The organism is Niveispirillum sp. FG156 (assembly GCF_057809555.1).
Genome location: NZ_JBMDKE010000084.1, coordinates 1 through 6,949 on the forward strand (window position 1 = coordinate 1; position 6,949 = coordinate 6,949).

Here is a 6,949-nt window from a genome sequence, read left to right on the forward strand (position 1 = left end):
ACCATCCGCGCCTCGGGCAATGGCGGGGCGGTCGTGGCCGTCCACGCCCCCGCCGCCGGCCTGATCCGCCTGCTGCCCAACCGGCAGGGCAGCGTCATCGGCTGGCTGCGGCCGGACGGCAAGCTGGGCGGGGCCTACACCTACGACGCCTATGGCAACAGCCCCCAGGCCGCTGCCGCCGGCCCGGCTTTCCGGTACGCCGGGATGCGCTACGATGCCGAAACAGGCCTGTACCACACGCCCAACCGGGCTTACGATCCCCAGGACGGCAGGTGGATGCAGCTCGATCCCATCGGCATCAAGGATGGGCTTAACCGATATGCCTATGTGAAGAATTCGCCGGTCATGGGGGTCGATCCGACGGGGTTGGCCAAATGTGGAACTGGAATAGGCACACTGACTAATAGCCAGTGCAATACGGCACTGGACGATGCAGATAAAGCCCGAAGTGACTTGGCCGTAGCCGTAAGCACAATTAAAGCGCTAGTAGATAAAGTTGGCAGTCGTGAGTCATTGTCTGCTGACGAATCTAAGCTTTTGGGCACTATTAGAGAGAAGTTCGGAACCAGCTTTACAAGTGCTGGGCAGTTACGAAAATTTTCTGCTGGACTGTCAAATATTAGTGCCACCATAGGCCGACGCGGAGAGGGAATAACTTTATACCGTATGGCAGACAAGACAGATAGCAGCGGGGGTTCCGTAAGAGCAGAGGTTAGAAAAGGGGAAAGTATATTTTCAGATATTCCCATTATTGGAAAGTTCTTCGACAATAATGTTTATCTTTCTGATAAGCATTTAGGTGACAGTAATGCCGCAGCAAGACAACGGGACATCATTCATGAAGGCGCACACTGGGCCAATCTCGATGCAACGGATAGATATGGAAGGGCTGGAATAAATGATATTAGAAAAGGAAACTCGGATTATCTGCTCAAGAATCCAGACACGTACGCTTGTTTTATGCGTCCTAGCGCTTGCGGGTATTAGCTTTTATATTGGTGAATCTATTGCAAACGGAGAATCTGATTTTGACGGCATATCTCGCGGAACCACCCCTTTTGTTCAAGTCTTTCGAGATGCACCCATCAAAATAGACAAAATGGGAAACGCCTACATGGTACTAAAATTACATAATAATACCGAAATCTCACAATGCGCGCGGGCGATCGATGTACGCGGCACTTATTTTGAGGATAACGCAATTGTAAAAGTAAATGGCATTATTTTGCCGTACAAAAAATTTAATGACTGGGCCGAAAGAAATAATAATAACAATGTATTCATATTCAGGCCAAAGGAAATTTTGCAAATACCAGTTAACATTAAGGACTACTATAATTTTATTGACCACTATCGATATATAATTGAAATTAGATATTTTATCGAGTTTGTAAAATGCAATTCGGAAAATACGTTGGATGTAAAAGATATTAAAAGCAGCTGGTCATATAAAGAGGCATTTTTGGGTGGTCAGTACACTTATTTTAAGTATATTTCATTTATATTAAAGCCAATTTGGTTTTTTCAGGATGGAACGGTTCTGGAAATGGTGTATACTTACGATCCAAATAAAAACCCTTAATGGAGTGATTTTTGAAGGTTAATTTGTTAACCTTCTTTCGATGAGCTGGTCCAGAGAGGCATGTGCGATCATCGCTTGATCCTCCCTTGGGGGTATGACGGTTTTGGTCGTCTGTCGATCCTGTCCTATGCCGATGGCCGGACGGAGAGCTACGCCGGAGCCTGCCCCGGACTTGATCCTGGGACGCTGCCGACAACCGCACGGGCTTCACGCAGCGCGACGGGACCCTCAGCACCACCGCCTATGACGCGCTGAACCGCCCCACCAGCATCACGCGCCCCGGCCTGACCGTCACCTCCTACGGCCTGGACATATTGGGCCGGGTGGTGGCGGAGAAGGCGGGCACCGCGACGGTGCGCACCCATGCCTATGACACAGCCGGGCGCAAGCAATCGGCCAGCATCACCCTGCCCCGCCCCGCCACGGGCGTGACCGGCGTCGCCCCCACCGTGGCGATGAGCTTTACCTACGACGCCGACGGCAACCGCACGGGCGCCACGGTGGGCTGGCGCTATGACGGGTTGAACCGGGTGACGGGTGTGGATCTGGGCACCGATGCCGTGACCCGCCGCAGCTACAAGTCGAGTTGCGCCGGTTCGGCACAGAGATAGTCGCCGGGGGTTGGGGTCCAGATCGGACAGCAGGCTATCGGAAATGTCCTGCCCCTGTCCGCGCAGGAACCTGACAACATGGTCTATGTAGACCATGTTTCACGAACGTCCGAACCGTTGCAAACTCACGATGCGGGCCAGGGCGTTGTGGGTTTCACCCCTGTTCGATACCGTCATTGCCGGTCGGCGCAGCATCGGATCGTCCAACCGTTCGATCTGTTCCCCCTGTCACTCACCCGTGAACAGCGGCCAAGCCTTCTTCAGGGCGGCAACATGCGTATTCGTTACGACGCCGGCCCCGACGCGCCGTTGGGCATAGGCCGGTCCGCCATCCGCCGTGACGAAGATGTCGGTCCGGTTGACCTGACCGGCCAGGGTCAGGTCGATCATCGGGACGGTAAGGGGTCACGACATAGAAGGGGCGAAAAACCACGCTAAGGGGACAAATCAAGAACGGCTCTCCCCTGTCCATCAAACGTCCGTTTGACGGACAGGCAGACGCCAGGGGGTGATTTCCGGTATGCGCCTCATCTCGGTTGATCGGCGGTGCTTACCCAATTCCCGAGAGCTGCCGTACATTCACTTGTGGGGGTCCGGACACGAAAGTGATCATATTGTCCGGTTCGCGCGAACGTAGGGCGAACATGAGATTTCAGCCACTGGTTTCGGTATCAGAAACCTTGTCCATGGCTGCGTGGAGGGCGGTCTTCCCAACCTTGATGACCCTGGCGGTCGCCTCCCAAACTGTCAGTCCCTGGGCGATCAGGGCCATCCTCCGGCGAAGATATGAAAGCTCAAGCGTCCGCCTGGCCTGGTTGTGTCTCCGAAGTTTCAGACGGACGTGGCCGAGCTCTGATTGAAAAGTGCGGGCGCGGTACCAAGACGCGCCCGGACAAGCAGGTCAGCCGATATGCTTGGCCAGAAATTCGCGCATCGCGGCGCCGATCTCGACGGCATGGGTTTCGAGCGCGAAGTGGCCGCTGTCGACGAAGCGAACGTCCGCGGCCCGCACATCGCGCTTGAACGCCTCTGCGCCCGGCGGAATGAAGAACGGGTCGTTCCTGCCCCAGATTGCCAGCACTGGCGGTTGATGCTCTCGCAGATAGGCCTGGAAGGTGTCGTAGAGCGCGACATTGGTCTGATAATCGAGCAGCAGGTCGAGCTGGATTTCGTCGTTGCCGGGCCGCGTCAGATAGAAATCGTCGAGGTTGCGGCCGTCGGGCGAGACCTTTGTCGGATCGTCGACACCGTGGGTGTATTGGAAGAACGTCGTCTCCGGCGCCAGGAAGCCGCGTAGCGCGTCGCGGTTGGCCTGGTTGGGCTCCCTCCAATAGGCCATGACCGGGGCGAATGCGTCCGACACGCCTTCGAGATAGGTGTTGCCGTTCTGGGTGACGATCGCGGTGATCCGTTCGGGGTGCTTGACCGCCATCCGGAAGCCGACCGGAGCTCCATAGTCAAACACGTAGATGGCGAATTTGTCGAGGCCGAGCACCTCGGTGAAACGGTCGACAACGTTAGTGATGTTAGCGAAATTATAGTCGAACTGGTCGCGGGCCGGCTGCTCGGTCATTCCGAAACCCGGCAGATCGGGGGCGACGACGTGATATTTGCTGGCGAGCTCAGGGATCAGGTCACGGAACATGTGGCTCGCGCTCGGGAAGCCGTGCAGCAGCAGCACGGTGGGGCGGCTCGCATCGCCGGCTTCGCGGTAGAACAGCTTGAGGCCATCGACATCGACGGTTTTGAAACTAACGTTCATGGGAAGTCTCCCTGATTTCAGGACGTGAAGAGGGCTTTGCGGGCGCGGCTGCGCGCCCGCATTGTTTGGTTCACAAGTTGTGAGAAGGATCAGGCGGTCAGGCTGTCCGGACCATCACGACCGGGAAGTCGATTTCGGTCTTCAGCGCTTCATTGACGTAGTTGGTGAAGGTGTTGAGCGCGACATGGGCGATGATTTCGACGATCTGCGCATCGGAGTATCCCGAGTCCTTGAGCGCCCGGATATCGGCGTCGCTCGCCTGTCCGCGTGCCCGGGCCAGCTTGACGGCGAAGCGCACGGCTGCGTCCGCCTTGACGTCGTTGGAGGCACCGCTTCGGTTTGCAGTGATCTCCGCGTCATCGAGCTTAGCCAAGTTGCGGGCGATGTACGTGTGAGCGGACAAGCAGTAGCCGCAATCATTCACCTCGGCGATCGCCAGCGCGATCCGCTCGCGGGTCTGCGCGGCTAGCGCGCCTTTGCTGAGCGCGCCGGAGAAGCCGAGATAGGCTTCCAGTGCGGCCGGGCTATTGGAAACGATACGAAACAGGTTCGGTACGGTACCAAGTTGCTTCTGGACAGCAGCCAACAAGGGCTGCGCTTTTTCGGGGGCCTGTTCGGTAGCGGGGGTGGGGATGCGGGACATGGGCTTTTCTCCTGAACGAGTTGTCTTGCCGTTGCTGGATTAAAGTATCCCCCTCCGTATCCGATAGGCAGGTGCTAAATTATAAAGCCTAACTTCCGTAAAACGAGAGGGACGATGGACAGGTTCGAGGCAATGCGCACGCTGGTCGCGGCGGTTGATGGAGGGAGCCTTTCCGCTGCCTCCCGTTCCCTCAACGTTCCCCTTCCCACCGTCAGCCAGCGCGTTTCCAACGTCGAGAGCTTTCTCGGTTCGCAGTTCGTCGTCCGCACAAGCTGCAAGCTCCTGCTCACGGAAGCTGGCACGGCCTATGTCGCATCGGCCCGGAGGGGGCTTGAGGAACTGTCGGAGGCAGAGCGCGCCGCCTCCGGCGAATATCGCGCGCCGCGCGGCGAGTTGATGGTGACCGCGCCGATCATCCACGATTTTCTTGCTGCTTATCCCGATGTGACAGTTCGGCTTGTGCTGTCCGACAGCAACATCGACCTCGTCGAATTGGCATAAGGAGCAATCCGCGAAAGGTGATCATTCTTCTTGACAATGCGTGAGTAAACAGTCATCTATCGGGTGAGGATGATGGTGAATGGCGCGGCCCAGAAGCGAAGAAAAACGTGATGCGATCCTGAAGGCGGCGATGGAATTGGTTGCCGAACACGGTCTTGGTGCGGCGACGGCTGAAATCGCCAAGCTAGCTCAGGTGCCGCATGGATCGGTGTTCACATACTTCGGAACGAAATCCGCTCTGCTCAATGAGCTCTATGTCACGTTGAAGACGGAGCTGTCTGAGGCCGTCCTTGATGCGATGCCTGGCGACGATGATGTCCGCGGGCAACTGCATCATCTATGGGCGCGATGGACGGACTGGGGCGTTTCTAATCCGTCGAAGCGGCGAGCCTTGGCCCAGCTCGGGGTTTCAGACCAGATCACCGAAGCCAGCCGAAAGGCGGTGGCAGTCGTCGCCGGCCCAGCCGTCGCAATCGTACACCGCGCACGATCAACCGGCGCGTTGCGGGACGCACCTTTGGCGTATGTCGGAGCGCTTGTGGAAGCGATGGCAGGGACGACGATCGATTTCATCATCCACGACCGTGGCAATGCGGAAGGCGTCCGCGATGCAGGTTTCGAAGCCCTTTGGCAAGCGTTGAGGTGAATTTTTTAGTGCAAAAATGAGTGTCTGCTCAGTCATGATAGGAGTTGTCCGGTGAGAGCTATCCAAGCCATCCAGTTCGGCAGTCCAAGCGTCCTGACAGTCGTCGACCTGCCCGATCCGACCCCGGGACCGGGCCAGATCGCGATCAATGTCACCCACGCGGCGGTTGGTCACATCGACCTCCTTTTTCGCCAGGGAAAGTTCAAGGACGTGCCCGGCATGGCCCAGCCGCCCTTCATTCCCGGATTGGAAGTGGCCGGCAGGGTGCGAGCGCTCGGCGATGGGGTGACCGGGTTCGCGATCGGCGAGAAGGTCGTCTCAATGTCGGCCGGCGCTGGCACCGGCGGGTATGCCTCCGTGTATATCGCGCCCGTGCATGGCGTTGTGTCGATCGAGGGCTCCGATATCGATCCTTCTCTCGCTGTCGCGATGATTCCCAACGCCGCGATGGCCCACGTCGCCCTCACCCTGGTTGCCAAGCTCCGCGAGGGAGAAAGCATGCTGGTCCAAGGTGCCCTCGGCGGCCTCTCCTCCGCATTCCCTGGGATCGCAAAGCAGCACGGGGCTTCACGTGTCGTTGGCACGGTCCGTTCGGGCAAGCTGGAAGCAGCAGCGAAAACGAAACTGCCCTACGATCAGATCGTCGATTCCGCAGAGTTGCCAGGTGCGCTCGATGGTGAAAAATTCGATGTCATCATCGATCCCGTCGGCGGCATCGTCCGCAGCCAAAGCTTTGCAATGATGAAGCCGGGCAGCCGTCTCATCGTCGCGGGCAATGCCAGCGGCGACTGGGATCACACTGTGAAGACCAGCGACCTCTGGCTCGGTAGCATGACCGTCGCCGGCTTTAATGCGGGAGCCTTTTTGCCGTCACACCCAGACGTTATCCGGCCAGGTCTCGAGGCTGCCTTGAAGGCGGCAGCCTCAGGACTGTGCGAAATTCCAGTCGACGTACTCCCCTTCAGTGAGGCTGTGACCGCCCACGAACGGATGGAGAACCGCTATCTGAACGGCCGGATCGTACTGACGCCACATTTGTGAATTGCGCGGACAGCCTTGAAGTAAAGCCGAGGCCGTTCACCGCAGCGGGCGGCTTGGCATAGCTGGCGCACCAGAGATCGACCAGCACGCCGCCAAGGCGGATCAGGATGTTGATTTCCACGCGGAACTGACCCGGGATTTCCGTCGAGAATTGACCCACCTA

9 protein-coding genes are annotated in these 6,949 nt (G+C 57.7%); 6 read left to right on the top strand and 3 right to left on the bottom strand.

All coding sequences use genetic code 11. From position 1 onward, the window contains the following. The 3 genes from ACODSP_RS28075 to ACODSP_RS28085 all read left to right on the top strand — a co-directional run. Positions 1 to 987, top strand: a 987-nt coding sequence (locus tag ACODSP_RS28075; protein ID WP_488968805.1) for an RHS repeat-associated core domain-containing protein, incomplete at its 5' end; no start/stop codon positions are given. Further along, positions 899 to 1,582, top strand: coding sequence for a hypothetical protein (locus ACODSP_RS28080; RefSeq protein WP_488968806.1), 684 nt, complete (start codon positions 899 to 901; stop codon positions 1,580 to 1,582). The genes ACODSP_RS28075 and ACODSP_RS28080, both read left to right, overlap by 89 nt. A gap of 326 nt (positions 1,583 to 1,908) precedes the next feature. Next, a complete protein-coding gene (locus ACODSP_RS28085; protein ID WP_488968807.1) occupies positions 1,909 to 2,193 on the top strand; it encodes a hypothetical protein in 285 nt (94 codons plus the stop codon). Positions 2,194 to 2,421: 228 nt separating this feature from the next. On the opposite strand, the gene ACODSP_RS28090 is transcribed toward ACODSP_RS28085, so the two are convergent. The 3 genes from ACODSP_RS28090 to ACODSP_RS28100 all read right to left on the bottom strand — a co-directional run bounded on the left by ACODSP_RS28090 (position 2,422) and on the right by ACODSP_RS28100 (position 4,598). Further along, positions 2,422 to 2,583: a hypothetical protein gene (locus tag ACODSP_RS28090; RefSeq protein ID WP_488968808.1), complete on the bottom strand. Its 162-nt coding sequence runs from the start codon at positions 2,581 to 2,583 to the stop codon at positions 2,422 to 2,424. A gap of 511 nt (positions 2,584 to 3,094) precedes the next feature. After that, positions 3,095 to 3,955 carry an alpha/beta fold hydrolase gene (locus tag ACODSP_RS28095; protein ID WP_488968809.1) on the bottom strand — a complete coding sequence of 287 codons (861 nt, stop codon included), beginning with the start codon at positions 3,953 to 3,955 and terminating at the stop codon, positions 3,095 to 3,097. A 97-nt stretch (positions 3,956 to 4,052) separates the two neighbouring features. Beyond that, entirely contained in the window at positions 4,053 to 4,598 is a 546-nt protein-coding gene (locus ACODSP_RS28100) for a carboxymuconolactone decarboxylase family protein (protein WP_488968810.1), read from the bottom strand. 132 nt (positions 4,599 to 4,730) lie between these two features. Between ACODSP_RS28100 and ACODSP_RS28105 the strand changes: the two genes are divergently transcribed. The 3 genes from ACODSP_RS28105 to ACODSP_RS28115 all read left to right on the top strand — a co-directional run bounded on the left by ACODSP_RS28105 (position 4,731) and on the right by ACODSP_RS28115 (position 6,786). Then, positions 4,731 to 5,099, top strand: coding sequence for a LysR family transcriptional regulator (locus ACODSP_RS28105; RefSeq protein WP_488968811.1), 369 nt, complete (start codon positions 4,731 to 4,733; stop codon positions 5,097 to 5,099). A gap of 79 nt (positions 5,100 to 5,178) precedes the next feature. Further along, complete coding sequence (locus ACODSP_RS28110) at positions 5,179 to 5,745, top strand: TetR/AcrR family transcriptional regulator (protein WP_488968812.1); 567 nt, start codon at positions 5,179 to 5,181, stop codon at positions 5,743 to 5,745. Positions 5,746 to 5,796: 51 nt separating this feature from the next. Continuing rightward, positions 5,797 to 6,786, top strand: a complete 990-nt coding sequence (locus ACODSP_RS28115) for a quinone oxidoreductase family protein (protein ID WP_488968813.1) — start codon at positions 5,797 to 5,799, stop codon at positions 6,784 to 6,786. The last annotated feature ends 163 nt before the right edge of the window (positions 6,787 to 6,949 follow it).

What these genes read in the sequence shown, in the direction of transcription:
- ACODSP_RS28080 (WP_488968806.1), top strand. Translation starts at nt 899, where the DNA reads ATGATATTAGAAAAGGAAACTCGGATTATCTGCTCAAGAATCCAGACA.
- ACODSP_RS28090 (WP_488968808.1), bottom strand. Translation starts at nt 2,583, where the DNA reads ATGATCGACCTGACCCTGGCCGGTCAGGTCAACCGGACCGACATCTTC.
- ACODSP_RS28095 (WP_488968809.1), bottom strand. Translation starts at nt 3,955, where the DNA reads ATGAACGTTAGTTTCAAAACCGTCGATGTCGATGGCCTCAAGCTGTTC.
- ACODSP_RS28100 (WP_488968810.1), bottom strand. Translation starts at nt 4,598, where the DNA reads ATGTCCCGCATCCCCACCCCCGCTACCGAACAGGCCCCCGAAAAAGCG.
- ACODSP_RS28105 (WP_488968811.1), top strand. Translation starts at nt 4,731, where the DNA reads ATGCGCACGCTGGTCGCGGCGGTTGATGGAGGGAGCCTTTCCGCTGCC.
- ACODSP_RS28110 (WP_488968812.1), top strand. Translation starts at nt 5,179, where the DNA reads ATGGCGCGGCCCAGAAGCGAAGAAAAACGTGATGCGATCCTGAAGGCG.